26 protein-coding genes and 1 pseudogene are annotated in these 24,976 nt (G+C 44.1%); 19 read left to right on the top strand and 8 right to left on the bottom strand.

The features are described from left to right. Window positions 1-41: 41 nt before the first annotated feature. Window positions 42-650, top strand: a complete 609-nt coding sequence (locus ABDD95_RS14190) for a DUF1349 domain-containing protein (protein ID WP_345947995.1) — start codon at window positions 42-44, stop codon at window positions 648-650. Between the two features lie 125 nt (window positions 651-775). On the opposite strand, the gene ABDD95_RS14195 is transcribed toward ABDD95_RS14190, so the two are convergent. Then, window positions 776-1,009 (bottom strand): hypothetical protein, encoded by a 234-nt coding sequence (locus tag ABDD95_RS14195; protein WP_345947996.1) that lies wholly within the window; start codon window positions 1,007-1,009, stop codon window positions 776-778. 260 nt (window positions 1,010-1,269) lie between these two features. On the opposite strand from ABDD95_RS14195, the gene ABDD95_RS14200 reads away from it, so the two are divergent. Both ABDD95_RS14200 and ABDD95_RS14205 read left to right on the top strand, forming a co-directional pair. Next, window positions 1,270-2,988, top strand: coding sequence for a carbamoyltransferase C-terminal domain-containing protein (locus ABDD95_RS14200; RefSeq protein WP_345947997.1), 1,719 nt, complete (start codon window positions 1,270-1,272; stop codon window positions 2,986-2,988). Then, window positions 2,988-3,953, top strand: a complete 966-nt coding sequence (locus tag ABDD95_RS14205; protein ID WP_345947998.1) for a glycosyltransferase — start codon at window positions 2,988-2,990, stop codon at window positions 3,951-3,953. Before ABDD95_RS14200 ends, ABDD95_RS14205 begins: the two co-directional genes overlap by 1 nt. A gap of 86 nt (window positions 3,954-4,039) precedes the next feature. Here ABDD95_RS14205 and ABDD95_RS14210 read toward each other — a convergent pair whose 3' ends face one another. Together ABDD95_RS14210 and ABDD95_RS14215 are read right to left on the bottom strand one after the other, a co-directional pair. Then, window positions 4,040-5,149, bottom strand: a complete 1,110-nt coding sequence (locus ABDD95_RS14210; RefSeq protein WP_345947999.1) for a PQQ-dependent sugar dehydrogenase — start codon at window positions 5,147-5,149, stop codon at window positions 4,040-4,042. A 300-nt stretch (window positions 5,150-5,449) separates the two neighbouring features. Next, window positions 5,450-5,596, bottom strand: a complete 147-nt coding sequence (locus ABDD95_RS14215; RefSeq protein WP_345948000.1) for a hypothetical protein — start codon at window positions 5,594-5,596, stop codon at window positions 5,450-5,452. A 187-nt stretch (window positions 5,597-5,783) separates the two neighbouring features. Here ABDD95_RS14215 and ABDD95_RS14220 point away from each other — a divergent pair, with 187 nt between their 5' ends. After that, complete coding sequence (locus ABDD95_RS14220) at window positions 5,784-7,061, top strand: cytochrome P450 (RefSeq protein ID WP_345948001.1); 1,278 nt, start codon at window positions 5,784-5,786, stop codon at window positions 7,059-7,061. Window positions 7,062-7,072: 11 nt separating this feature from the next. Here ABDD95_RS14220 and ABDD95_RS14225 read toward each other — a convergent pair. Beyond that, window positions 7,073-7,812 (bottom strand): annotated as a pseudogene (locus tag ABDD95_RS14225) (EcsC family protein). 130 nt (window positions 7,813-7,942) lie between these two features. Between ABDD95_RS14225 and ABDD95_RS14230 the strand changes: the two are divergent. Then, window positions 7,943-8,359 (top strand): hypothetical protein, encoded by a 417-nt coding sequence (locus tag ABDD95_RS14230; protein ID WP_345948003.1) that lies wholly within the window; start codon window positions 7,943-7,945, stop codon window positions 8,357-8,359. A gap of 91 nt (window positions 8,360-8,450) precedes the next feature. Beyond that, on the top strand, window positions 8,451-8,948 hold the full coding sequence (locus ABDD95_RS14235; protein ID WP_345948004.1) for an ankyrin repeat domain-containing protein: 498 nt from the start codon (window positions 8,451-8,453) through the stop codon (window positions 8,946-8,948). 186 nt (window positions 8,949-9,134) lie between these two features. Here the strand turns inward: ABDD95_RS14235 and ABDD95_RS14240 are convergent, their stop codons facing one another. From ABDD95_RS14240 to ABDD95_RS14250, 3 genes are all read right to left on the bottom strand, one after another. Next, complete coding sequence (locus tag ABDD95_RS14240; protein WP_345948005.1) at window positions 9,135-9,683, bottom strand: DUF1003 domain-containing protein; 549 nt, start codon at window positions 9,681-9,683, stop codon at window positions 9,135-9,137. Window positions 9,684-9,802: 119 nt separating this feature from the next. Next, complete coding sequence (locus ABDD95_RS14245; protein WP_345948006.1) at window positions 9,803-10,474, bottom strand: outer membrane lipoprotein carrier protein LolA; 672 nt, start codon at window positions 10,472-10,474, stop codon at window positions 9,803-9,805. 90 nt (window positions 10,475-10,564) lie between these two features. Beyond that, the gene (locus ABDD95_RS14250; protein WP_345948007.1) at window positions 10,565-13,231 is read right to left on the bottom strand and encodes a DNA translocase FtsK; all 2,667 of its coding nucleotides are present in this window, start codon (window positions 13,229-13,231) and stop codon (window positions 10,565-10,567) included. A 75-nt stretch (window positions 13,232-13,306) separates the two neighbouring features. On the opposite strand from ABDD95_RS14250, the gene ABDD95_RS14255 reads away from it, so the two are divergent. The 5 genes from ABDD95_RS14255 (at window position 13,307) to ABDD95_RS14275 (ending at window position 17,277) form a co-directional block, all read left to right on the top strand. Beyond that, window positions 13,307-13,969: an ankyrin repeat domain-containing protein gene (locus ABDD95_RS14255; RefSeq protein ID WP_345948008.1), complete on the top strand. Its 663-nt coding sequence runs from the start codon at window positions 13,307-13,309 to the stop codon at window positions 13,967-13,969. A 115-nt stretch (window positions 13,970-14,084) separates the two neighbouring features. After that, window positions 14,085-14,663, top strand: a complete 579-nt coding sequence (locus tag ABDD95_RS14260; protein WP_345948009.1) for a hypothetical protein — start codon at window positions 14,085-14,087, stop codon at window positions 14,661-14,663. 106 nt (window positions 14,664-14,769) lie between these two features. Then, window positions 14,770-15,003, top strand: coding sequence for a hypothetical protein (locus ABDD95_RS14265; RefSeq protein WP_345948010.1), 234 nt, complete (start codon window positions 14,770-14,772; stop codon window positions 15,001-15,003). A gap of 158 nt (window positions 15,004-15,161) precedes the next feature. Further along, window positions 15,162-15,899: a 3-oxoacyl-ACP reductase family protein gene (locus ABDD95_RS14270; protein ID WP_345948011.1), complete on the top strand. Its 738-nt coding sequence runs from the start codon at window positions 15,162-15,164 to the stop codon at window positions 15,897-15,899. Window positions 15,900-16,005: 106 nt separating this feature from the next. After that, window positions 16,006-17,277 (top strand): ectonucleotide pyrophosphatase/phosphodiesterase, encoded by a 1,272-nt coding sequence (locus ABDD95_RS14275; protein ID WP_345948012.1) that lies wholly within the window; start codon window positions 16,006-16,008, stop codon window positions 17,275-17,277. A gap of 177 nt (window positions 17,278-17,454) precedes the next feature. Here the strand turns inward: ABDD95_RS14275 and ABDD95_RS14280 are convergent, their stop codons facing one another. Next, complete coding sequence (locus ABDD95_RS14280; RefSeq protein ID WP_345948013.1) at window positions 17,455-18,312, bottom strand: NAD(P)-dependent oxidoreductase; 858 nt, start codon at window positions 18,310-18,312, stop codon at window positions 17,455-17,457. 71 nt (window positions 18,313-18,383) lie between these two features. On the opposite strand from ABDD95_RS14280, the gene ABDD95_RS14285 reads away from it, so the two are divergent. From ABDD95_RS14285 to ABDD95_RS14320, 8 genes are all read left to right on the top strand, one after another. Continuing rightward, window positions 18,384-19,076: a DUF2490 domain-containing protein gene (locus ABDD95_RS14285; RefSeq protein WP_345948014.1), complete on the top strand. Its 693-nt coding sequence runs from the start codon at window positions 18,384-18,386 to the stop codon at window positions 19,074-19,076. A 177-nt stretch (window positions 19,077-19,253) separates the two neighbouring features. After that, complete coding sequence (locus tag ABDD95_RS14290) at window positions 19,254-20,354, top strand: GAF domain-containing protein (protein ID WP_345948015.1); 1,101 nt, start codon at window positions 19,254-19,256, stop codon at window positions 20,352-20,354. Between the two features lie 51 nt (window positions 20,355-20,405). Continuing rightward, entirely contained in the window at window positions 20,406-21,704 is a 1,299-nt protein-coding gene (locus tag ABDD95_RS14295; protein ID WP_345948016.1) for an MFS transporter, read from the top strand. Window positions 21,705-21,766: 62 nt separating this feature from the next. Continuing rightward, complete coding sequence (gene argH / locus ABDD95_RS14300) at window positions 21,767-23,101, top strand: argininosuccinate lyase (RefSeq protein WP_345948017.1); 1,335 nt, start codon at window positions 21,767-21,769, stop codon at window positions 23,099-23,101. A gap of 8 nt (window positions 23,102-23,109) precedes the next feature. Next, window positions 23,110-23,313, top strand: a complete 204-nt coding sequence (locus tag ABDD95_RS14305) for a YwbE family protein (RefSeq protein WP_345948018.1) — start codon at window positions 23,110-23,112, stop codon at window positions 23,311-23,313. A gap of 57 nt (window positions 23,314-23,370) precedes the next feature. Continuing rightward, window positions 23,371-24,072, top strand: coding sequence for a DUF1345 domain-containing protein (locus ABDD95_RS14310; protein WP_345948019.1), 702 nt, complete (start codon window positions 23,371-23,373; stop codon window positions 24,070-24,072). A gap of 152 nt (window positions 24,073-24,224) precedes the next feature. Next, the gene (locus ABDD95_RS14315; RefSeq protein WP_345948020.1) at window positions 24,225-24,590 is read left to right on the top strand and encodes a response regulator; all 366 of its coding nucleotides are present in this window, start codon (window positions 24,225-24,227) and stop codon (window positions 24,588-24,590) included. 177 nt (window positions 24,591-24,767) lie between these two features. Then, a complete protein-coding gene (locus tag ABDD95_RS14320; RefSeq protein ID WP_345948021.1) occupies window positions 24,768-24,911 on the top strand; it encodes a hypothetical protein in 144 nt (47 codons plus the stop codon). Window positions 24,912-24,976: the final 65 nt, after the last annotated feature.

Raw genomic sequence — 24,976 nt, forward strand, 5'->3', positions numbered from 1 at the left:
CTATCCTTGCAGTCAACTTATAAATAACCTCATCTTACATCATGAAAAACATCTTTTTACTTACCGCTTTAGTGCTACTGCAAATAGTAGCCGCTGCACAAAATAAATCCATGAAATGGTTTAACCAACCCAAAAAGTGGAGCGGCAATGCCGATAAACTTACCTTTACGGTTGACCCCGGCACTGATTACTGGCGCATTACACATTATGGCTTTATACGCGATTCAGGGCCTTTCTATTATCAGGAAGCCGCAGGTGATTTTGAAGCCAGCGTAAAAGTGACCGGCAGCTATCAGGAGCTTTTCCATCAGGCTGGCTTAATGATACGCATTGATAACAAGAACTGGATTAAAACAGGTATTGAATATGTTGACGGGGTGCAGAATGTAAGCGCTGTGGTTACTCGCGAGGTGTCAGACTGGTCGGTCGTACCGCGTAACGACAGTCCAAAATCTATCTGGCTTAAATTGCTGCGCAAGAGTGATTACGTTCAAATACAATACTCGTTTGATAACAAGACGTTTAAGATGCTGCGACTGGCTTATTTTCCACCTAAAGTTAAAGCACAAATTGGTATGGTAGCAGCAGCGCCCGGTAAGAAAAGCTTTCCGGTTATATTTGAAAGCTTTTCAGTTAAAGCAGCAAAGTAACCCTACTTCCATCCCATTGCTTTAGTAAGAGCATCAGTTATTGCACCTTCAATAATTTATAGCTACCTTAATACATCATTATACCATTAAATCAAAAATGGTACAATACTATACAAATGTACGTTTTATTGGTCGCTTGCGCTAGGCAAGTGGTTATGATGACGGGTTAAGTTCATACCGTATGTGTAATTGGTTCCCATAATCACATCGTTGCAGTCAAAGTGCTTTATTACACCATCTTTGTGCAGGGCAACCACCCAGCAGGTGTTTTGGTGCATGCCATAGTCAATTAAAAATATTGCGTGGCCTTTGCCTAAAGGAGTATCTACTAATATGGCCGGATCGAGCTGTAAAATCATAACTATAGTTTTGCAAACGTTATACCAGTAAACCATACCACAACTCTTGGTTTTAGCATGAGGCTGGACTAAATTTTTATGACGCAGTTTAAAAAATGGAAAATACCATTCCAAGCCTTGGCTATTATAAGCCGGTTGTACACTCCAACTCAGCAATACTTATTTTAACTAATAGTATAATATCAATATTTCAAAACCTTTTAGCTCGTTACTTGCTTCTTAGTGTGCAAAAACATTAACTATAAAAACATCTACTCCGCATGTACACCTTAGGCATTAACGCTGTATTTCATGATTCGGCAGCATGTATTATTAAAGACGGCCAACTTTTAGCCGCTACTGAAGAAGAACGCTTTACGCACATTAAACATGGCAAGCGTCCGGTGCCTTTCAGCACATGGGAACTTCCTTTTCATGCCATTGATTACTGCCTTAAGATAGCCGGCATACATATAAATGATGTAGATCATATAGCCTACTCATTCGATCCGTATCAACTCATTAAAGAGCAATACCAGGGTAAAGGCACTATCGACATTCCCTTCGAACCATCAACCGATCCAATTAACGCCGATTGGCTCAACGTTTGGGACCCGCTTTTTCTTTCATCTATCATTAACGCCGTTGGGCAGTTAAACGACGGCTGGCCGCAACACCTGCAACAACGCTTTGTGGGTGCCAACGTACCGCGCGAAAAATGGCACTTCGTAGATCACCACGTAGCGCACGCCGCTAGTGCCTTTAACTGCTCGCCATTTGAGCGCGCTGCTGTAATGACGGTTGACGGCCGCGGCGAGCATGCAACAACCACTTACAGCATTGGCAACGGCCATGACTTGAAACGCATTGGTCAGGTTAATTTTCCCAATTCGTTGGGTTTACTGTATGAAGAAATAACCACGCACCTCGGTTTCCTGCATTCGTCTGATGAGTATAAGGTGATGGCACTGGCCAGTTATGGTAAACCGGATTTCGTTAAAGATTTCCGCGAGATCATCAAAGTTGGCGTAAACGGGCAGTATACTATTGACAATAAAAACTTTGTGGAGCGCTTTGGCCCCAAACGCCTGCGCCATGAGGAGTTTACGGCTCACCACTTTAACATAGCGCACTCGCTGCAATTGGTATTGGAAGAAACCCTGCTGGAACTAACGGACTGGCTGCAAAAAGAAACTGGCGAACAAAACCTTTGCCTGGCCGGTGGCGTGGCCCTTAACTGCGTAGCCAACGCCCGTATACGCGATAAAGGCGCGTTTCAGAACATTTGGGTTCAACCAGCATCAGGCGATGATGGTACCGCTTTGGGTGCAGCGCTATGGGTAGATGCCCAGCAACGCAAATCAACCAAGCGCGAGTTTGTAATGGAGCACTGTTATTGGGGACCAGAATACAGCGACGCAGAGATTGAGAAGTTTATGAAATGGTGCAAAGTACCTTACCGTAAACTCAATAATATAGCCGAAGAAACTGCCGATATATTGGCGCAAGACAAAATTATAGGTTGGTACCAGGGCCGTATGGAGTTTGGCCCAAGGGCGCTGGGCAGCCGGTCTATACTGGCGTCGCCTATTAGTCCGGCTATGCAACAGCGGTTAAATGAAGTTAAGGATAGGGAAGATTTCCGTCCCGTTGCACCTGTTGTATTGGAAGAAGAAGCCGGCAATTGGTTTGAAAACGCAAGTTATTCGCCTTTTATGCTGTTCATCTATGATGTAAAGCCTGAGAAAGCCGACCAAATTCCGGCTGTGCGTCACACCGATGGTACGGCGCGTATACAAACCGTTAATGAGCGCCAGCACAAGAACTATTACGACTTACTTAAAGCATTTCAACGCAAAACCGGTGTACCCGTATTAGTGAATACCTCGTTCAATACCTTGGGCAAACCTATTGTTTGTACACCGAGGGATGCAATTGAGTGTTTTTGGTCGTCACCTTTTGATGCACTGGTTATAGGCTCGTTCGTTATTGAGAAATAATGATCCGTGTTTCTGTAGTTATACCTACTTACCGTCGCCCCGATTTACTTTTAAAGTGCATCGGGGCGCTGTGTGAGCAGACCTTGCCAAAGGACCAGTTTGAAGTTATTGTAGTAAGTGATGGCCCCGACTCGGTCACCGAACATGCGTTGGAAAACAGGCCAGACACTTCCTTGAACCTGCACTATTTGCCCATGCCCAAAAAAGGTGGCCCCGCCGCCGCCCGAAACTTTGGGTGGCAACATGCACAAGGTAAGTTAATTGCCTTTACTGATGATGACACATTACCTGACAGCAACTGGCTCACTGCCTATTTGCAAGCCTGGCAAGGCCAAACACTGGCCGCCTTTACCGGTAAAGTAATTGTGCCGCTTCCACCCCACCCAACCGACTTTGCCTTAAATACCGCCGGCTTAGAAAAGGCCGATTTTGTAACTGCTAACTGCGCTTGTACCCAAGCGTCGCTAAAACTTATTGATGGTTTTGATGAGCGCTTTGCCATGGCCTGGCGCGAAGACAGCGACCTGCATTTTAAAATTATGCAGGCAGGCATATCCTTAAGTAAAGTTGAAGAGGCCGTAATAGTACATCCGGTACGGCAGGCAGCATGGGGAGTGAGCATCCGTGAGCAAAAGAAAACGCTGTTTAATGCCTTGCTATTTAAAAAGTTTCCGGAGCTATATCAACAGCAAATACAGGCAAAACCACCGGTTACTTATTACGTAATGGTAATTGCGTTACTGCTAGCTGTAGTTGCTTTGGTGCTGCAACATTCTATAATCGCTTTAATGGCCTTTGCCGTATGGTTGCTGTTCACACTTCAATTTACACTGAAACGCCTGGCGCATACGTCGCACGCATTTAGCCATGTGTCAGAAATGCTCTATACTTCGGCTGTTATCCCTTTTGCATCGGTTTACTGGCATTTTTATGGGTGTTATAAGTATGGGGTTTGGTTTGGTTGAAACTTTTAGAATTTAAATAGAATTAATAAACAACAGTTTATCCAATAGATCAGCAACAGCTATCTACCAAATAAAGTGTCCGTTTATCACTTTTTACTAACCACCACAATTTTATCGTTATTGCCATTACTGGTAATCATATAAACCCGGCCATCAGGTGCAACGCATACATCGCGCAGGCGGCCATAGGTACTTTTATAGTAGGTATTTACCTTTTCAACCCTGTCGCCGGCGTCGTTTAATTTAAGCTGTAGTAATTCGCTGTCTTTCAGTACGGCCAGCAGCAATGAGTTCTTCCACTGGGGTATGGCGTTGTTGTTATAATAATCAATGCCCGATGGCGCAATAGTGGGTGACCATGCCTGTATGGGCTCCGCCACGTTATTGGTACTGCAAAAAGCCGGTTCATTACCCGTGCTACAGTATCCTTCTACATTAGGCCATCCAAAGTTGCGGCCCTTTTGAATAATGTTCACTTCATCATCAGTAGTATTGCCATGCTCCGAGCTGTATAAGCGGTTGTTGGCAAATACCAGTCCTTGCGCATTACGATGACCATAGCTCCATATTGGGCTGTTTGCCGAAGGATTATCGGCAGGTATGCTACCATCCAGGTTAATACGCAGTATCTTGCCCGATAAGCTGTTCAAACTTTGTGCTTGCGAAGCCACTGTAGCATCTCCGGTGGTAATGAAAAGCTTGGCATCCGGTGATATGGCCAACCGGCAGCCGTTGTGATTGTTAGCTGCCTGGATATTATCCAACAATATTACCGAGCTAATCAACGACCCGCCATTGTAGGTATAGCGAACAATCTTCTCGGTGTACGTACCATTCTTGTCGTAATTATAAGCTACAAACACCTGCGGAGTATTGGCAAAATCAGGATGTAAGACCATGCCCAGCAAGCCACCTTCGCCAACCGATTTCACATCTGCAATGTTAAGCAACAAACTAACCTGTCCGTTGCCAGGGTTTACACGGCTTATTTTGCCGCCACGTTCGGTAACCCAAAGCATATTATCGGGGCCCCATAATATTTCCCACGGAAAGCTAAGCTGCTGGGTAAGTACCTGGGTGGTTAGTTCCGAATCTGTCACTTGTTCATCCTGTGCTTTGTTTGATGAATTTTTACTGCAGGCAGTTGTGAGCATGACAGCCAGCAATGTAGCTGCTAAGGCGTAAATCGGCTTCATAATTACGGGTTTTAATGGGATAGTAAAGGTACAACTATGTAAAAGGTAAAATGTTGCACCGCAACAAGGATAGCTTCGCCCCCATATTTGCTGGTTTTAAAAACAAACTAAACATCTGCAGCTTATAATGCTAAATATTCTTGCTTTTACTTCATCATTTTAGCCGTTCGGGCTAATAGGCAGCAACCCACTCGCTGCAAGCTTTAGTTATTACAATGTGATTTTAGTGTGTGTGAATGGATAAATAATTAAAGGATTATGAAACGATTGAGCATCATTTTACTGGTAGTTGGCCTGGTACTAATAATAGGTAGCAACTTTTTTTACCGAACTGACTCCAACCCTATTGACAGTGCCGGCACCCGAGGTAACTGAAACCAAAGGCAACAACTGGGCGCCTAAAATACCAATGTTTATGGGTGGCGTTTGCGTTGTGCTGGCTGCCATATTTTTACTTTGCAGCCAAAAGCAGAGCAGAAAACAATGCACATTCTGCTTAAGTAACAAGTGCGTTCAAGGTGTAATTTTGGATAAATTTAACTAGCTGTCATACACCGCGTTTGTAGTCTGTAAACCTGTTTTACTAAACAAGGCAAGTGTAGCCCTGTTTAACTACAAAGCAATTAGCTTAGTTATGCCTAAAATTCCTAAAGAAAACATACTCTCGGCCGCTTTGGGCCTATATAATAATGGGTTTACCTATGTGCAGGATACTCGCCGTAAACATGAGTCAGATATTTTTCAGATAGATCTGCTGGCCCTTAAAGTGATTTGTTTTGGTGGCGAAGATGCCGCACAGACATTTTACGATACCGACAAATTTGCACGTAAAGGTGCGGTACCACCACCCGTTCAAAAAACATTGACCGGAGAAAACGCCATTCATACTAAAGACGGCGAAGCGCATCACAATCGTAAAGAAATGTTCATGTCGTTAATGACGGAGGAAAACATAAAACGGCTAACGGAACGTGTACAAATTGAGCTGTACAAAGCGCTGCATAAGTGGGAAGATGCAGAGTCGGTTGTTCTGTTCCATGAGGCACGGGTAATTTTATGCAAGGCAGTTTGTGCCTGGGCAGGCGTACCACTTACCGATGAAGAAGCACCCTACATTGCGCGCGACTTTACGCTGATGGTAGACGCCTTTGGTGCGGTTGGTCCGCGTAACTGGCGAGGCCAACGCGCACGTAAGCGTACGGAACGGTGGATGAACGGGATTATTAAGAAAGTGCGCCAACTAAAACTTGTGCCTGAGCGCGGCAGTGCGCTTTATTTAACTGCAAACCATAAAGATGTTGATGGCAATGTATTAGACATACCTATGGCTACAGTAGAATTACTGAATATTTTACGGCCCACGGTGGCAATTGCCTGGTATGTTACCTTTAGTGCACATGCGTTTACTACCTATCCGGATAGCCGCCTCAAATTCCTGATGAACGTAAGCGATTACCGCGAATGTTTTGTGCACGAGGTAAGGCGCTTTTACCCTTTTGCACCAGTGATGGGTGCAAGGGTTAAGCATGAATTTGACTGGCATGGATATCGTTTTCCTAAAAACAGCCTGGTGTTGCTGGATATGTACGGCACCAATCACGACCCGCGTTTATGGGATAGCCCTCAGGAATTCATCCCCGAGCGGTTTAACAACAGGCAAATTAAGCCCTTTGATTTTCTGGCCCAGGGCGGTGGCGACCCACACCAGGGCCACCGTTGCCCCGGCGAGTGGATCACTATTGAAGTACTAAAAACTTTTATGGGCTTTTTAGTTGAAAAAGTGGCCTTTGATGTGCCTCAACAAGACCTAAGCTACGACTTATCGCGCATGCCTACACTGCCCAACAGCGGATTTGTTATGAGTTGTGTAAGCCGCAAAATGGTAAGCTCGGCCAGCGCGGTAAAAGCTTGAAGATAATTTGTTTATGGCTCTAAAATTTGCAGTGCACTAATTCTGCGCATACGGTAACAGTTTATGGCTGTTTCGCCTAACTGGGCAATAAGTTTGTAGTTGGCTATGGCACCCACAGCTGCTCCAATTACGGGTAGCAGTTGTGCCATTTTAGCCAGGTCGATGTAATCGCGGTACTCCTGCTGAAAGATGCGCCAATCAAACTCCTCCACGTTGTTGGGCAGCGAATTGCTGTACCCCTGCCAGCCGGCGAGCAGTTTGTACACCTCGTTACGCCTTTGTTGACTCGAAAAAGCGAGTTGAAAAAGATAGAGGATATATAGTCTTTCTTTATAATCTTTTACATCATACCCGTACAGGGTGGCTATATCAAAAAGCAGCTTAAGCTTAATACCCAGGAGAATTGGAAAGTCGGCCAGTCCTAACAGAAAGCCCCGGCACCGGTAACCGCCCCTTCTATCGATGCCGTTTTTTGATAGTTATTAATTTTTTGTTGGATAAAAGCCTCTCGCACCTGCAATGATGCATCAGGTTCAGGCATTTTGGGTGTGGTGTATTTGGCGCCAAACAGTACCGCTTTAATCATTTTTTCAATAGTGACGGTAATAGCTGCGTGCACCTTATCAGGAATAAGATCGTTTACCTTCGTTTGAACTTTCCTGGACAGCTTATCGAAAAGGGTAGGCTGCTTCTGCATCCGGTGCTGCCAAAACTGTAGTTGTACATGGGCTTGTTCTTCGTAGGGTGTCATGATGATAGAGTATGTATACGGGTTAGTCTATTGCTAGCAATTCATCTTTAGATGCGTTATTTGTGGTTTATGTTACCAACTATTTCGTAACAAAGAAACGGCTTCAGTATCTAATCACTAAATTTAAAACATGAAAACAAGTTTAACCGGAATTGGATTTTTGTTGTTGATTATGATAGCCCTGGTAGTTGGTTGCCTGGTGGGTTGCCCTAAATACCGCGTTTATACCCAAGAGATGGAGGGAAAGGCAGAGTTGCAACGCGCTATAAGCAACAGGCAAATAGCTATACAGGAGGCACATGCTAAAATGGAAGCAGCCAAAGACCTGGCACAAGCCGAAATTATTCGTGCACGGGGCATTGCACAAGCCAACAAGATTATCGGCAATTCCTTGAAAGATAACGAAGCTTACCTGCATTGGTTATGGATAGACCAGCTTGAGAACAACAAAAACTCGGTTATTTACATCCCAACCGAGGCCAATCTGCCAATAATGGAAGCAAACCGTTTAAGAGGACAGATACAGCAGCAGGCCGTTAAAAAGTAAGGTTAGTACGCTCTATTGCACATAGAAAATATCAATTAGCAGCAAACGTTAAATTCGCTTTCTTTGTTCAACAAGTCAACACTTTAAAACTATGGAATCAACTCCTGCCTCTGCCGATATATTCGAACTGGCCCGCGCAAATAAAGCCGAAGAACTTAAAGCCGCTTTGCCTGGCGCTGATATTGACGCCACAGACAGTCGCGGTTCTACCGCTTTAATTGTGGCAGCCTACTATAACAATGCCGATGCGGTAAAAGTATTATTGGCAGCCGGCGCAAATCCCGACCTGCAAGATGGTATGGGCAACACCGCCCTGATGGGGATTTGCTTTAAAGGATATACTGATATTGGTAAAATATTGCTGGAACACAACGCACAGGTAGATATGCCTAATGGCAACGGTGCAACGGCGCTTACCTTTGCGGCCACCTTTGGACATACAGCACTCATAGAATTATTGCTGCAACACGGCGCCAACAAACACCTGCCCGACCGTTTTGGCAAAAGCCCGATTGATTATGCCCGCATACAGGAAAATTATGATGGCCTTAAGCTGTTAGCCCCCGAACTGCTGGAGGATGAAGAATAAACAAAAAAGCGTGGGTGCAACACCCACGCTTTTTTGTTAAATGCTGTTTTGTTGCTTTTTGGTAGCATTCTTTGCGGCACCGCCACACTCATCCTTTGAATGATTGCCTTTGCTTTAATTACTAACACTTGGCGCTCCTTTTTGATGACTTTGCCGGCTATCTCCCTTGTCTGAAGTTTTTACCATCTACTCCTGCCCTTTTTGGCTATCCTCTTTATGCTTATCCATTGTATCCATTACCTTTTCTGGATGAACGTCTTTTGCTAATTCGTCAAGCTCAGAGTGATGCGCATCATCAATATCCATCTTTTTAGCTATTGCCCTAACCAGGGTAATTAGGCGGGTAATTTCATGCTCGGCCAGCAGGCTTACCTGCAAGTCTAAATCGGCGCGTCGGTCGGCCTGGGCGTTAGCCCTGTTTTGGCTGATGAGTACAAATGTAGAAAGGAATATTGCTTCAACAGAAGCCTCCATAGCCAATATAACCAATGAGGGATCGAACGGCTTTAAACCAAGCCAACCCAGGTTCCATGCTATCCAAAGGGCAAAAAACATTAAATGAATATAAACGAATGCCATGCTGCCGGCAAAACGGGTAATAACATCGGCTACCTTTTCTTCCGTTGTGTTGGCTTCATTTTCCAACTTGCGGCGTTTAAGCAAAGCCTTAATATTTCTCTCCACAACCTTCGCCATTCCCGGCATAGTGTTCTCTGCGGCCTCTTCCTTTTTCATACTCTTAACTACGTTGCACTTGAGGCATTGTTTAGAGGATAACAACTATTAAGAATAGTCCAAAACAACAAAAGCCCAACAGTACAACTATCGGGCTTTAATGTATTTGCTGTCGCTGATTATCTCAGATCTACCACATCAACACCTGGATGTGCTTTAGCATTGAAAGTGAAGACATCCGCCCCTGCTGCGACGTTGGGAGTAAAGCTGCGGATGGTATAATTGTAGCGGTTGCCGTTTTTATCAAATAACTGGGCGCTATAGATTTGCTTTTTGGCTTTATCAATCAGCAATCTTACTTTAAAAATGTTCTGTTTGGCATCGGTTGGTGTTAACTCCACTGCCTGGTAAGTTTTGCCGCCCGATTTTTGCAAACCGGTGTATATGTATTTATAACCTTTCTCGTACATGGTAAACAATTGTGCCGGGTTCATACCCTCGGCATTATTATTCACATCATTTACCTGTACTTCCTTTTCTTTAGGCATATAGGTCCACTGCGCTTTGCCATCGCTAATAATTTCCTGGGCAACTGCGCCTTTGGCACCTCCGTAAATAGTAAGCTTAAATTTATTGGCCTTGGCCTGGGTAAGCAAAGTACCCGATTGCGTTTCGTTTACGCCCGCTTGCGGGTTTTGTACCGTAATAGTGAAGTCGCTTTTTACCGTGTTGTAAGAGCGGTACTTTTGCCCTACGCCGTTCAATATCGTTTTGGCCTCGGCGTCCTTTTGGGCAAAGGCACCTGTAGTGGTAGCGGTCAGCAGTAATATATATGCAATAATTTTTTTCATGATAGAAATGTTATTTAACACAACGTCATTGCAAATAAAACTTACAATGACGTTGTTTAAGACCTTAGAACAAGAAATGAAGGCTATAGTTTAACCGTTAGAAGATTTTTGAATTTCCTCTAAATGGCGCTCCAAACTGTACTCGTCCGGATAGAGTACTTCGCGGGCCTTGCTGCCCTCAAACGGGCCAACAATACCGGCAGCTTCCAGTTGGTCTATGATACGGCCTGCACGGTTATAACCCAATTTTAGCTTACGCTGTACAAGCGAGGTTGAACCTTGCTGATGCAATACAATGAGCCTTGCCGCATCTTCAAACATCGGGTCTCGGTCATTGGGATCAAATTCTTTCGGGCTATTCGCTTCTCCCTCGCCCACATATTCAGGCAGCATCATGGCGCTTGGATAACCGCGCTGGTTGCCTATAAAGTCTGATATTTTTTCTACTTCAGGTGTATCTACGAAGGCACACTGTAAGCGAATCAGGTCGCTTCCGGTTGACAACAGCATATCACCACGACCAATCAACTGATCGGCCCCACCCGCATCCAGAATGGTACGTGAGTCGATTTTAGATAGCACCCTAAACGCTAGACGCGCCGGGAAGTTGGCCTTAATAGTACCCGTGATGATATTTACTGACGGACGCTGTGTAGCTATTACGAGGTGAATACCTACCGCACGCGCAAGCTGCGCCAAACGGGCAATTGGCATTTCAACCTCTTTACCGGCGGTCATCATCAAGTCGGCAAACTCATCTACAACCAGTACAATAAATGGCAGAAAGCGGTGACCATTCTCTGGGTTAAGCTTACGGTTAATAAATTTAACATTATACTCTTTTAAGTTACGCACCTGCGCATCTTTCAACAGATCATAACGCTGGTCCATTTCAATACACAGCGAGTTAAGCGTATTAATTACCTTTTTAGTATCGGTTATAATTGCATCGGCCTCATCGGGCAGCTTAGCCAAAAAGTGACGCTCAATTTTGCGGAAAAGGGTTAACTCCACCTTTTTAGGGTCAACCATTACAAACTTAAGCTCGGCCGGGTGGCGCTTATACAACAGTGAAACCAGGATAGCATTAATACCTACCGACTTACCCTGCCCGGTAGCACCGGCCACCAGCAAGTGAGGCATTTTAGCCAGATCGGCAATAAATACTTCGTTTGATATGGTTTTGCCCAATGCAATGGGCAAGTCCATAGTGGTATTCTGGAATTTCTCGGTAGCCAATACCGAACGCATGGAAACCATTTCGGGATGTTGATTAGGCACCTCAATACCTATGGTACCCTTACCCGGCATAGGGGCAATGATACGAATGCCCAGGGCGGCTAAGCTAAGCGCAATATCGTCTTCCAGGTTTTTAATCTTAGAAATGCGCACACCCGGGGCCGGTATAATTTCGTAAAGCGTTACGGTTGGCCCTATAGTCGCTTTAATCTTATCAATCTCAATATTGTAGTGGTTCAGCGTTTCAACAATTTTGTTCTTGTTGGCTTCCAGCTCTGTAGCATCTACGTTTATTTTGTTTGAACCGTAGTTTTCGAGCAGATCTAACCCAGGGTATTTGTAGGATGATAGATCAAGCTTGGGATCGAAAGTGCCAAATTCATCCACCAACTCGTTAGCACTAACCTCAGGTGCCTGCTCAATGGCTAACTCGGGCAGCGGGCGCGTATCTTCTACCGTTAAAGGAATTTCATCTTCCAAATCAGCCTCATCCGTTTCTTCAAACACATTACTGCTGGTAGGGCTTAACACTATAGGCTCATGCGCCAGGGTGTTACCTAAAATAGCAGCTTGTGTAGCTTGCGCGGTTACCGGCTCAGGCAGCACTGGTTCCACAATTGGTGCTTTAACCAATGGTTCCTGGCGTAACCTTTCGCCATTATTTACTGGAGGCGCTGTAGCAGCGCCGGTATCGCGTGCACGGTTGTTCGCCCTGGGCCATTCAATGGGTTCTGATAAGATCTCGTCTTCCAGGTCAACACCATCTGGCTCAATGTCGGTTGTTGCATTAGGCGTAACCGGTGTTCTCTTAGGCCGCTCGGGTAATTTAAAATCAATATTATAGGCAATAATCAGCACGGTTAAAGCCGCAAATATCAATACGCATGCTGTGCCCGCCGGGCCAATTTGTGCATTCAATAAGCGAGTACTCCAGTAACCAAATTCGCCTTCAAAGTAGTGCGGGTAATCGCTCACAAAGCCATGCAGAAATCCAATAGCTACAGAGCAGAATATTAATCCAAAAAATGAATAAGCCAGTAATTTACTTACCGAGAACAATCGCACTTTAAACAGCAGGCGGTAACCAATAACAAAAAACACCACCACAAAGAAGTACGACGCAATACCAAACCACTCGTACATAAACTGGTTGGCCATCAAAGCGCCCAGCTTACCCAGCCAGTTATCAACTACAGGATCGGTAACGCCGTTATCCATCAGCTCTTGCTGGGTTTTGAATAAATTTCCCCAACCGCCGTTTGCCTTCAACACATAGCTTTGGTCAGACTGCCAGGTAAACAGATATGAGGTGAATGCAATGAGGAAAAATACGGAAATTATAAGGCATAGCAAGCCAGCTATCTTAATGACACGCCCATCGCCTATATTGAAGGTAGGCAGGTTTTCCAGTCTGGATTTTACCACACGCTCGCGCTCTGGCCGGGTGCCTGTACCCTGGCGCGGACGAGTCTCATCTCTGAAAGTATTAGCTTTAAACTGGTTTCCTTTTGGCGGCATCTTCATCTACAGTTAAAGTACAAATATAAAGTTATTAGATAACAAATTTATTTGGCACGATTTTTAATTTATATAATGAACAAACGCCTGAATATGGGACAATTAGAATACTTGATCACAACCGGAGATTTAAATACTTTGAACAGCCTGCTGGCTCAAAATCCGGCACTGGCTCAAAACTCGGCTGGCGAAGATCTTTCGCCACTGATGCTCTCCTGCTATTATAAAAGGCCAGACGCTACTTCACTCCTGCTTAAGTACCTTGATAAAATAGACATTTTTGAGGCGGCAGCAGCCGGAAAGTTCGATATTTTAGCTTATTTGGTATATACGAACCCCGAACTGGTTCATGAATATAACCAGGATGGATTTACACCGTTGGCTCTGGCTTGCTACTTTGGGCAGTACGAGGCAGCACGTTACCTTATTTTTAAAGGCGCTGATGTAAACCAGCTTTTAAGCGGTGATTCGGGTATACGCCCTATACACTTAGCTGTTGCAGGTAATCACTTAGATGTTGTACGTATGCTAATTGAGCACAATGTTCAAATTAATGTACAACACCATACGGGCATCACCCCGTTACACTATGCTGCTAAACACGGCGACCCCGAAATGTTGATTACACTTTTAGAGGAAGGTGCCGACGTAGCTATAACCATGGAAGATGGCTTGTTACCTGCAGACCTTGCCCGTGAGCATGGTTACGCCGAAATTGCCGAAATACTGAGCGTATAATATTCTGTTCTCAACATATAAAAAAAGGCCTTAACTTGTAGTTAAGGCCTTTTTTACTTTTGCATACAAGCGAGCGGCTGTAATTTAAGTATACTTGCAGCAAATCTATCACAAGATGCCCGTTCCTTCCCCTATAATAGCGCTCGAAACAGCAAAATCAGTTCAGCAATTTGAACAGATATTAAAATTACAGAAAAGCAACCACCGCGATTCTCTTAGCCCTGCACAGCAAATTGCAGAGGGCTTTGTATATGCCCAATATAACCTACACACATTACAGCAACTTTCTGAATTTGAGGCACAAATTATTGCGACTGACGGCAAAAGGGTAATTGGTTATAATCTGGCTATATCTACACAACTGGTTAGTAAACTTCCGGATTTAAAGTCGATGTTTTACGCATTTGACCAAACTACTTATCAGGGCCGTTTGCTACGAACATATAGTTATGTTGTAGGTGGCCAAGTGTGTGTAGACAAGGGCTACAGGGGGCAGGGGTTATTAAGGCGCATGTACAATGAAATGAAAACTTTGGGTAATGGGCGTTATGAGTTATGTGTAACTGATGTTTCTCAACGCAATACCCGCTCCTTACAAGCGCATCTTAACATTGGCTTTGTTGTGGCCGGCACTTACGAACATGATGGCGAAATCTGGCATACTGTGGTTTGGGATTGGAAAAAACAAAGGTAACCAGGAAGTAGTGTTACGTTAGGCTTCAATTCATTCAATCTCCTATCTTTACCATACTAACCAATCAATTTGCCCGCTTGGGCGTTTACTAAAAAACTTTATAGTTATGAAAGCAGAGAAAATGGTAATGCTTACCGGGAAACAATATCAGGAGATTAAACAGGCTTTGGAAAGTCAGCCCTCTTTGGAATACAATGTAGGCACAAACGGCAATCCAGAGGTGGTTAACATCAGCGAGATTTATTTAGATACCGACCCGGAATTTACACGTAACCCTAAACAGTACGCACAAGTGCATGATGACCATTTTGTACAAGTACGTATAGAATACGATGCATAAACTACGTTACTGTTCAATTTATTATTCACTTTGTTTATGCTCATAAGCTTGATGATGTGGCTTTTATGATGTAATAACAAATTTACACAAACATAAAGTTATCGTCAACCATATTACCGCAGTAAGTGTTACTTTCGAAGTATCCTTTCTACCACCTTATGGACAAGCAGAAACTCTTAGGCAAAACAGCTTTAATTACCGGTGCCGCCCGTGGCATTGGTAAAAGTATTGCCCGCACCCTGGCCCTGGCTGGCGCTACGGTTATTATCAACTACCATCAAAGTAAAGATAAGGCAGAAGCCTTGGCTAACGACATTAATAAGTCGGGCGGCAAAGCCATAGCTATACGTGGCGATATGAGTGATGCTACAGAGGTAAGCAGTCTTTTTAAACAGATACATGACCAGGTTGGCGATATAGACATACTGGTTAACAATGCCGGCATTGCCAGGCCGCAGCCGTCAGAAGACATTCGGGTGGACGACTGGTCTGAAGTTTTGAACATAAATTTAACATCAGCCTTTCTTACCATTCAGGCCGCCGTACCGGGCATGAAACAAAAACGATATGGTCGTATCATCAACATCTCGTCGGTAGCTGCGCAAACTGGTGGTGTTATCGGTCCGCACTATGCTGCTTCAAAAGCTGGCATGCTAGGGCTTACGCATTCATACGCATCATTGCTGGCCGAGTACGGCATCACCGTAAACGCCATAGCCCCTGCTCTGGTTGAAACCGACATGATTAAGAATAACGACAAGATTAAACCAGAACTATTGCCGGTTAAACGCTTTGGCCAACCCGAAGAAGTTGCCGACATAGCTTTGCTGCTGGCTTGCAACGGTTATGTAAGCGGCCAAACCATCAATGTTAATGGCGGCATGTACATGAGTTAATTGCAAACTTAAATATTAAAGAAGGTGCCATTTTACGATTTATGGAAGCCCACCTCGTTTAGCTGGCAAATGTTTTTGAGTACCTTTGAATCTTCAAAGCTTATTCATGATAAAACAAGTATTGCTGCTACTTAACCTGCTTCTCTCCATCTGCGCTTTTGGCCAAACGGTTGATACCACCCAGCATATTATAAAGGGGCGTAACAATAGCCACACCCAACAAAACAAACCCTACGTAATTGTTATTTCGGTCGATGCCATGCGGTATGATTATGCCCAAAGGTATGGTGCTAAAAACCTGCTGGCGTTAAGCAAAACTGGCATACAGGCCACAGCTATGCAGCCCTCCTACCCGTCTATTACTTTTCCAAACCATTATACGCTAATGACCGGGCTGTATCCATCACATACAGGCCTGGTTTGCAACCGCTTTTATGACCGTAAGTCTGGTGCGCTTTATTCTTCCAAATTGGCATCGGCCGGTGAAGCACAGTGGTACGGCGGCACCCCGCTATGGGTTTTGGCTGAAAAGCAAAAAATGGTTAGCGCAGCCTTTTATTGGGTAGGCAGCGATGTACCCATACAAGGCACTTACCCTACTTATCGGTACAAATATAATGAGCAAATTGGCATCAGAGACAGAATTAATACCGTAGTGAATTGGTTAAAACTGCCAGCTAACCGCCGCCCGCACTTAATTACACTCTACTTTCCTGAGGTTGATCATGCCGGTCATCACTTCGGACCCGATGCACCTGAAACAAAGCGAGCCGTACTGTTCATTGACTCCGCCGTTAATGCCTTACAAAAGGCGGTAAAAGCAACAGGGTTAAAAGTGAATTTCGTTTTCATGTCAGACCATGGCATGACCAAGGTTGACAATCTGCATCCGCTCCAGATTCCGGCAGTGATTGATACCGCTAAATTTAAAGTAACCGGCGAAGATGTACTCGTAGAACTTTATGCTAAAGACACCGCTGCTATTAAAAGCACTTATGAGGCCCTTAAAAAAAACACTCAGGGAAAATATGCCGTTTACTTGCGTTCTAACACTCCTGCACGCTGGCATTACAATAAGACCAACGACCGCTTTAACCGTATAGGCGATATTTTATTGGTACCCTACAAACCCTACATATTTGTGTACACCAGCAAAGCCAAACCTAATCCGGGAGTGCACGGGTACGACCCGGTTTTAGTACCCGATATGCAGGCCACTTTTTACGCGTGGGGCCCTGCCTTTAAAAAAGGACTAAAAATTTCTTCGTTTCCAAATGTAGAGGTATACCCAATGCTGGCCCAGTTACTCGGCTTAAAAATTACGGAACCCATCGATGGTGGCAACGCTTTAGCTAAAAAGGTTCTTAGAACTAAGTAGTACTTATTAGAACTTACCTTACGGGTTGAAGCACTACTTGTAAGTTTCCATTTCGCTCCCCCGCGTTAATTTCTCAATTAGCTACGGTAGCAAGAAGCCCCCGTAGGTATTTCGAAAAACAATCATCTTTGCAAAACACCTCTGTATACGCGTTGTGCCCTAGCAATAGGTATCACTTTATTTATCCAGATGCTTGTAAATAGCCATTACATCCTCATCGCCCAAACCTGCTTCTTGTGCCTGTTTAAAGCTTTCATAAAGTGGTGTACTTAAAGGCGCATCAAGGCCTTGCTCTTTGGCTAACCGTAAATCTTTGGCCAGGTGCTTAAGGGCAAAAGCCGCCGGGAACTCGCCTTTTAAAATTGCAGGCGATTTAAGTTTGGTGATGCCACTGCCGCACGCGCCCTCGTTTATAATGGTGAGCATGTCTTCAGTTTTAACACCGTTGGCCTGGGCAAACAGAACCGTTTCGGCCAAGCCCTGCAGATTTAGGCCTAAAAAGTAGTTAATAGCAAGCTTTGCCGCACTGCCTGCGCCTACCGGTCCAACCAATAACGACAGCTTGCCCAAAACATCAAACAACGGCTTTGCCTTTTGGTAGGCATCTTCGGTGCCACCCGCCAGAATAATTAAGGTACCATCCTGCGCCGGCTTTACACTGCCCGATACAGGCGCTTCCATAAATGCAGCCCCTTTGTTTATACAGCTTTCTTCCAAAAACCGCGAGGTTTCGGGCGATACGGTACTTACGTTGATGAAAAGCTTACCTTTTACCTCTCCGGCCAGTAAGCCTTCAGGTGCTGTAAAAAGTTCTTTAGCCGCAGCATCGTCAGATACCATGGTTAAGGTAATATCGTTGCCCGATCCAAGTTTGGATAAATTTCCGGCTGCTGTAGCACCAGCATCCAGCACGTCCTTCTCTTTATTGCGGGTACGGTTAAAAACCTGCACGGCATAACCAGCTTTTAGCAAATTGCTAACCATGGGTATGCCCATATTGCCCAAACCGGCCCAGCCTATTTTCGTTGTATTCATTGTTCAATAATATAGTTTATTACGAACAAACGGAAGCTTTATAAGTTTAGCTTTAATAGCAAACAGGCAAAATGGTGAAAAATTTATTGGCAGTAGCGCTTTGCTTGTGGACCGCAAATACGTTTGCACAACTAACCGAAACGCAGGGGTGGATCTTTTTAACGCACAAGCAACAACTTACAAATAAGTTCGATTTTCTGACCGACGTACAAACCCGTTCATCAAATAAATTCACTTATCTAAACACCTTGTTGCTGCGAGGGGCAATAAGCTACAACTTAAACAAAAAAAATGCTATTGCGCTTGGATATGCACATAAAGCCGATTGGGAACAACAACTATCGGCACCCACTACTCGTCAATCCGAAAACCGTATTTACGAGCAATACCTTTACAGTTTTGACATTAAACGAACTGAAGTAAGCTTACGTGCCCGCGTAGAGCAACGTTGGGTTAACGACAAAGAAGTGGCTTTTTCGCAGCGTGCAAGAGCGTTCATTAGTGTACAAATACCGCTAACCGCCGATACAGCCTTTACCCACGGCTGGTACACAGGATTACAAAACGAACTCTTTTTGAACATTCAGCACAAAGCAAGCGTGAACCGGCACTTGTTTGATCAAAACCGGTCGTTTGTGTCCCTGGGTTATCGCTTCAGCAAAAAACTCGATGCAGAAGCAGGCTACATGTACTGGTATCAGCAGGAGATGGAAAGCGCTTTTCGCCGCAATGTAATTCAACTGATGATTACTACTAGTTTTTAATAAAAACATGCTTATTTTATTATTTTGTTAAGCTATTTAACACCATAATATTTGGCTGAGAAGTTAAATATACAAACTTTAATTCATCAATTGCCGTATATTGCGACATCGTTACAAAACTTTTTCGTCTACTGTTTACATCATATGCCGTTTAACGAATTTTATAAAATTCGGTCGATGGAAAGGTTTTTAGACCTTAACATTAGCCGGGAAAATGAGCTTCAGAACATAGTGACGCTGGCAGCAGAAGCCTGCCAGACGCCTGCTGCTTTTCTAGTTTTCCTGGATGAAGGCAGGATAAAATCGCACTTTAAATACGGCTTTTTAGCGGATGATATTGCTGTAGAAGACACCTTCTGGAACATGCCTTTGGACCTGGATGAAGTTTTGATAATACCCGACGCGTCGCAACATACAGCTTTATCAGAATACTCTATTGTTAAAGGACACCCTCATGTTCGCTTTTACGCAGGGGTGCCTCTCATTACGCATGACGGGCACGTGCTGGGCAGCCTGTATGTATTAGGACAAGACGTAAAAGTACTTTCTGAACGCCGTAAACGCATGCTCGAATTGCTTTCGCGTCAGGCAGTAACCATGGTTGAATTTGAACTTGGCATCAGCATCCTTAAAGAGCAGTTTGTTGAAGCTAAAAGCGCTGAAAACAAACTGCGTTCATTTTTTGAAAGTTCTAAATCGAGCCACCTGCTTATAAACCCTGATATGAAGGTGATTACCTTTAACAAAACCTTTCGTGACATTACTTACACAGTATTTGGAAAAGAAGTTACTACAGGAGCAAATGCAACAAATTACATTTACCCTACCTACGCAGATGATTTTATCCGGAATGTAGAGATAGCGTTAACCGGTGAATCTTTGCAACATGAACGCCTGGTTGAACTTGGAAAAATTGCGGCCCGGTGGTTTAAGATCAGTTACAATCCCAGTTATGACAGCGCCGGCAATATTATAGGCGTATCATTTAACGCAACTGATATTAGCGAGCGTAAAAAGAATGAAGAAAAAATATTGCAGCAAAACGAGGCATTACGCAAGATTGCTTTCATGCAGTCGCATGAGTTACGCAAGCCGGTAGCTTCAATTTTAGGACTTATGCACTTGTTAAAACTGGAAGATCCAGGTGCGCATTCGGATATCATGAAAATGCTGGAAGCTACGGTACAGGAACTGGACACCACCATACACCGCATAGTACAGAACACCGAAACGCAAACCGATACCAATGCACTTTCAGAAAATTACCTGAGTCAGTAAGCCTTAATTAAGCCTGTTACTTATTATGTTTGTCTGAAACGCAGCATGTATATGACCGACCAGCCAAGCACCTCTCTCAATCTCACAGTATCAAACCGCATTAGGTCGATAATTGGCGGCTCATTGGGTAACCTGGTAGAATGGTATGATTGGTATATCTACTCTGCCTTTTCCTTATATTTTGCGGGTGCGTTCTTTCCGGCTCAAGATGCCACTGCACAACTTTTAAATACCGCGGGCATATTTGCCATAGGCTTTTTGATGCGGCCCGTTGGCGGCTGGCTTATGGGTACCTATGCTGATAAGAAGGGACGCAAAAAAGCATTAACCGCCTCAATACTGCTCATGAGCTTGGGTTCACTCATCATTACTTTTGTACCAGGCTATAAGCAGATTGGTATACTTGCCCCCATCCTACTGGTTTTGGCCCGGATTATACAAGGCCTTAGCGTAGGCGGCGAGTACGGTACCAGCGCCACATACCTGAGCGAAATGGCGGCCAAACACAACCGTGGTTTTTACTCCAGCTTTCAGTACGTTACCTTAATTATGGGCCAGTTAATTGCCCTTGGTGTACTGATAGCGCTGCAACGCCTGTTTTTAACCGAAGCGCAACTGCACAGCTGGGGCTGGCGCATTCCTTTTGGCATAGGCGCTATACTCGCCATAAGTGTCCTATTTCTGCGCCGAAGCCTGCATGAGTCTGCTACATTTGCGAAAACAGAAGCACAGCCTGGCCGGGGAACCGTAAAGGCATTGCTGCAACACCCAAGGGCTGTATTAACCGTTATAGGTTTAACGCTGGGCGGCACGGTAGCTTTTTATACGTTTACCACCTACATGCAAAAGTTTTTGGTGAACACTGCCGGGTTTTCTAAGAACGATGCGACGCTTATATCAACGCTTACCTTAATCATATTCATGCTGTTGCAGCCGCTGTTCGGGGCCTTATCTGATCGCATTGGTCGCCGGCCGTTGCTTATTGCCTTCGGCGTATTGGGTAGTTTGTGCACTATTCCTATATTAAACAGCCTCAGCCATGCTACTGATAAGTGGATAGCTTTTTTGCTGATAATGGCTGCCCTTATTATTATTAGTGGCTATACCTCTATAAATGCGGTTGTAAAAGCCGAACTTTTTCCTGCCGAGGTGCGGGCTTTGGGAGTAGGCTTTCCTTATGCTATTGCAGTATCTTTATTTGGCGGTACCGCCGAGTACTTTGCCCTTTGGTTTAAACAGGCTGGTCATCCGCAATGGTTCTTTTGGTATGTTACGGGTTGTATTGCTGTGTCCTTACTGATTTATGTGTTTATGAAAGATACGCGCAAGCACTCTAAGATTGAGGACTGAGCATATAATGCAATTATGCGTTAAAATGTGTAATTGTATGCAGATTTACACATATTTGCAGCATGAGTAAGCTGTGGCAAAAAACTACAAATGTAAACGAACTGGTTGAAAGCTTTACCGTAGGCCGCGACCGCGAATTTGATCAGCAAATGGCCGCTTTTGATGTACTAGGCTCCCTGGCACATACACAAATGCTGCAAAGCATTGGTCTGATGAGCAAAGAAGACCTCCAACTGGTTCAAGGTGAGCTTAAATCCATTTACAAAGAAATTCAGGAAAATAATTTTGAAATTGAAGCCGGCGTAGAAGACGTACACTCGCAGGTAGAAATGCTGTTAACCAAACGTATTGGCGATGCCGGCAAAAAAATTCATAGCGGCCGCTCACGTAACGACCAGGTATTGGTTGATCTGAAACTATTTTTTCGCCATGAGTTGCAACAGGTGGTTGAAGAAGTGCAACACCTATTTACCTTATTAACCGAACTTAGCGAAAAGCATAAAGCAGTTTTATTACCAGGTTACACACATTTGCAGGTGGCCATGCCATCATCATTCGGTTTGTGGTTTGGCGCTTATGCAGAAAGTTTAGTTGATGACCTGGAATTAATTTTGGCGGCTTACAAAATCACCAATAAAAACCCATTGGGTTCGGCAGCAGGTTATGGCTCATCGTTCCCGCTCAACCGCACGCTCACAACCCAATTATTGGGCTTCGATAATTTAAACTACAACGTAGTATATGCCCAAATGGGACGTGGTAAAACAGAGCGCATTATTGCACAGGCACTTTCGGCGGTAGCAGCAACGCTGGCTAAAATGGCTATGGACCAGTGCTTGTACCTAAGCCAAAACTTCGCCTTTGTAAGTTACCCCGAAAACCTAACTACCGGCAGCAGCATTATGCCGCATAAAAAGAACCCCGACGTTTGGGAAATTATGCGCGGTAAATGCAACCGCCTGCAAGCCCTGCCTAATGATGTGGCCATGATGACCACCAACTTACCGTCGGGTTATCACCGCGAAATGCAGTTGTTAAAAGAATTGTTGTTCCCCGCTTTTGCCGAGCTGAAGAGCTGCCTGCATATGGCGCATTTTATGCTGCAGCATGTTGAAGTTAAAACTAATATTCTGGATGACCCGCGCTATGCTTATTTATTTAGTGTAGAAGAAGTTAACCGCCAGGTACTGGAAGGCGTACCTTTCCGTGATGCATACAAAAAAGTAGGCCTGGCAATTGAACAGGGAAACTTCAACCCCGACAAAACGGTTAACCACACCCACGAAGGCAGCATAGGCAACTTAGGCACCGAGCATATTACGCAGGCTATGCATACCGTGCTGCAAAATTTTAAATTTGATAAAGTAGCTGTTGCTATTGAACAATTAGTGAAATAAGAATACCGATGAACGGACAAAACCGCAAAGACATTTACCCCGGCCTTGAGGTAGATATTATATTGAAAAAAGATCAGCGAAGCGGCAAGCTAACCCGTGGCATTGTGAGTAACTTACTTACCAGTGCTGCCTTTCACTCCCGTGGCATTAAGGTAAGGCTGGAAGACGGGCAGATTGGCCGCGTTGCTCATATTGTTGAAGAGGGCGATTAAAACCAAGTCGGGAGAAACAGCTAATTTACACATCATACAACACAGGTAAATATTTATATGCCCGACGCCGAACCACTCAAAGCCGCAAAAAAACTCGCCCTGCACTTAGACGCTCACCACCGTCTTATCATTGCTATAATAGTAAGTGCTGCCGCCGCATACCTTTTAAGCGGTTCTTTACCACTTACCGAAACGATACTGGTAACCTGGATATGCTTTGCTTTTAGCCTGATTATTCCAGAATGGATAACCATACTAACAGCACACCCGCGCGATGTGCGTAAAATTGCAACCTTGCAAGACTCAAGCCGTACGTTTATATTCATTTTCGTGGTAACAGGTACGGTCTTTAGCCTGTTATCCATATTTTTCTTAATGAAATCGCCCGAGAACGCCAGCCCCTCTCAGGTTACAGGGCACATCATCCTAACCATAGGATCGGTCATTGTATCGTGGTGGCTGGTGCATACCATGTTTACCTTGCGCTATGCACACATCTATTATGATACCGTTAATGATGAAGGCCAACAAATACCTGCCTGCGGCCTAAAGTTTCCGGATGAAAACGAGCCCGATTATCTGGATTTCGTCTATTTTTCGTTTAACCTGGGTGTTGCGTTCCAAGTATCAGACGTTGCCATCGCTTCCCGCAAAATGCGCAGGCTAACCTGGGCACACAGCTTAATCTCATTCGCTTACAACACTGCAATCGTTGCTTTGAGCATCAATATTACTTCAGAACTAATTTCAAAACACTAAATTACAAGTAGAGAAATATTATAAACTTACAGTTACAGCATTTTTACAATACATTGTATATGCCGTTTCGTTTAACCTTATTGGTATGTTTATCTTTGTTGCAGCAAGCAGATAAATGATTCTGTATGCTGTTAACCCCTTAATTCCTATTGATGTTGAAACGTATTTTAGTGCTGGATGATAACCAGGACATTCTGGAGGTTGTTAATGAAGTTCTTTCTTACGAAAACTTCGATGTTCACGCCATTTCAACCAGCGACAATATTTTACAGGTAGCTAAAAATTATAAGCCCGATTTAGTGATACTGGATTACTTACTTAATGATGGCAACGGTGGTGAAATATGCAAGCGTCTAAAGGCTGATGATAAATTGAGCAACGTGCCGGTTATTATTTTTTCGGCCTACATTAACCGTGATGTTGATTATCCATCGTTTGGTTGTGAGGCTGTAATTGCAAAGCCTTTCGATTTAACCGAACTGGTTGACAAAGTGAACTCGCTTATTTCTGCGAATTAACATTCGCACACCATTTAGTATCGTATTCTGTTCTAAAGCCTGGTAACTTGTACAATTTTCCGTACAAGCACCGGGCTTTTTTCATCTCATCTTTTACATTAAATCACGTTTTTTGGCTGATTTGTAAGTACTGGCACATTATTGGTATATGGTATAATAACTAAAACTAACTGCCTTATGAAAAGTGTAAACAATACTCAAATCTTAGCTAAGTCAATTGATATTCAATTAAAGAAAATGTTAGAAAAAGACTTAAAAGCATATCGCCAGTCTCTTGTAAGAAAAGAAGGCATTAACCAGGGCAACAAACAAGCTGCCTGACCATATACCATCTACCCTATGAATAAAAAAGAGTTTATACATTGTGCATAAACTCTTTTTTGTTT

The organism is Mucilaginibacter sp. PAMB04274, from assembly GCF_039634385.2.
Lineage (GTDB): Bacteria > Bacteroidota > Bacteroidia > Sphingobacteriales > Sphingobacteriaceae > Mucilaginibacter.

Excerpts from the sequence above, each read along its gene's own strand:
- ABDD95_RS14190 (WP_345947995.1), top strand. The coding sequence starts at position 42 with ATGAAAAACATCTTTTTACTTACCGCTTTAGTGCTACTGCAAATAGTA.
- ABDD95_RS14195 (WP_345947996.1), bottom strand. The coding sequence starts at position 1,009 with ATGATTTTACAGCTCGATCCGGCCATATTAGTAGATACTCCTTTAGGC.
- ABDD95_RS14200 (WP_345947997.1), top strand. The coding sequence starts at position 1,270 with ATGTACACCTTAGGCATTAACGCTGTATTTCATGATTCGGCAGCATGT.
- ABDD95_RS14205 (WP_345947998.1), top strand. The coding sequence starts at position 2,988 with ATGATCCGTGTTTCTGTAGTTATACCTACTTACCGTCGCCCCGATTTA.
- ABDD95_RS14210 (WP_345947999.1), bottom strand. The coding sequence starts at position 5,149 with ATGAAGCCGATTTACGCCTTAGCAGCTACATTGCTGGCTGTCATGCTC.
- ABDD95_RS14215 (WP_345948000.1), bottom strand. The coding sequence starts at position 5,596 with ATGGCAGCCAGCACAACGCAAACGCCACCCATAAACATTGGTATTTTA.
- ABDD95_RS14220 (WP_345948001.1), top strand. The coding sequence starts at position 5,784 with ATGCCTAAAATTCCTAAAGAAAACATACTCTCGGCCGCTTTGGGCCTA.
- ABDD95_RS14230 (WP_345948003.1), top strand. The coding sequence starts at position 7,943 with ATGAAAACAAGTTTAACCGGAATTGGATTTTTGTTGTTGATTATGATA.
- ABDD95_RS14235 (WP_345948004.1), top strand. The coding sequence starts at position 8,451 with ATGGAATCAACTCCTGCCTCTGCCGATATATTCGAACTGGCCCGCGCA.
- ABDD95_RS14240 (WP_345948005.1), bottom strand. The coding sequence starts at position 9,683 with ATGAAAAAGGAAGAGGCCGCAGAGAACACTATGCCGGGAATGGCGAAG.
- ABDD95_RS14245 (WP_345948006.1), bottom strand. The coding sequence starts at position 10,474 with ATGAAAAAAATTATTGCATATATATTACTGCTGACCGCTACCACTACA.
- ABDD95_RS14250 (WP_345948007.1), bottom strand. The coding sequence starts at position 13,231 with ATGCCGCCAAAAGGAAACCAGTTTAAAGCTAATACTTTCAGAGATGAG.
- ABDD95_RS14255 (WP_345948008.1), top strand. The coding sequence starts at position 13,307 with ATGAACAAACGCCTGAATATGGGACAATTAGAATACTTGATCACAACC.
- ABDD95_RS14260 (WP_345948009.1), top strand. The coding sequence starts at position 14,085 with ATGCCCGTTCCTTCCCCTATAATAGCGCTCGAAACAGCAAAATCAGTT.
- ABDD95_RS14265 (WP_345948010.1), top strand. The coding sequence starts at position 14,770 with ATGAAAGCAGAGAAAATGGTAATGCTTACCGGGAAACAATATCAGGAG.
- ABDD95_RS14270 (WP_345948011.1), top strand. The coding sequence starts at position 15,162 with ATGGACAAGCAGAAACTCTTAGGCAAAACAGCTTTAATTACCGGTGCC.
- ABDD95_RS14275 (WP_345948012.1), top strand. The coding sequence starts at position 16,006 with ATGATAAAACAAGTATTGCTGCTACTTAACCTGCTTCTCTCCATCTGC.
- ABDD95_RS14280 (WP_345948013.1), bottom strand. The coding sequence starts at position 18,312 with ATGAATACAACGAAAATAGGCTGGGCCGGTTTGGGCAATATGGGCATA.
- ABDD95_RS14285 (WP_345948014.1), top strand. The coding sequence starts at position 18,384 with ATGGTGAAAAATTTATTGGCAGTAGCGCTTTGCTTGTGGACCGCAAAT.
- ABDD95_RS14290 (WP_345948015.1), top strand. The coding sequence starts at position 19,254 with ATGGAAAGGTTTTTAGACCTTAACATTAGCCGGGAAAATGAGCTTCAG.
- ABDD95_RS14295 (WP_345948016.1), top strand. The coding sequence starts at position 20,406 with ATGACCGACCAGCCAAGCACCTCTCTCAATCTCACAGTATCAAACCGC.
- argH (WP_345948017.1), top strand. The coding sequence starts at position 21,767 with ATGAGTAAGCTGTGGCAAAAAACTACAAATGTAAACGAACTGGTTGAA.
- ABDD95_RS14305 (WP_345948018.1), top strand. The coding sequence starts at position 23,110 with ATGAACGGACAAAACCGCAAAGACATTTACCCCGGCCTTGAGGTAGAT.
- ABDD95_RS14310 (WP_345948019.1), top strand. The coding sequence starts at position 23,371 with ATGCCCGACGCCGAACCACTCAAAGCCGCAAAAAAACTCGCCCTGCAC.
- ABDD95_RS14315 (WP_345948020.1), top strand. The coding sequence starts at position 24,225 with ATGTTGAAACGTATTTTAGTGCTGGATGATAACCAGGACATTCTGGAG.
- ABDD95_RS14320 (WP_345948021.1), top strand. The coding sequence starts at position 24,768 with ATGAAAAGTGTAAACAATACTCAAATCTTAGCTAAGTCAATTGATATT.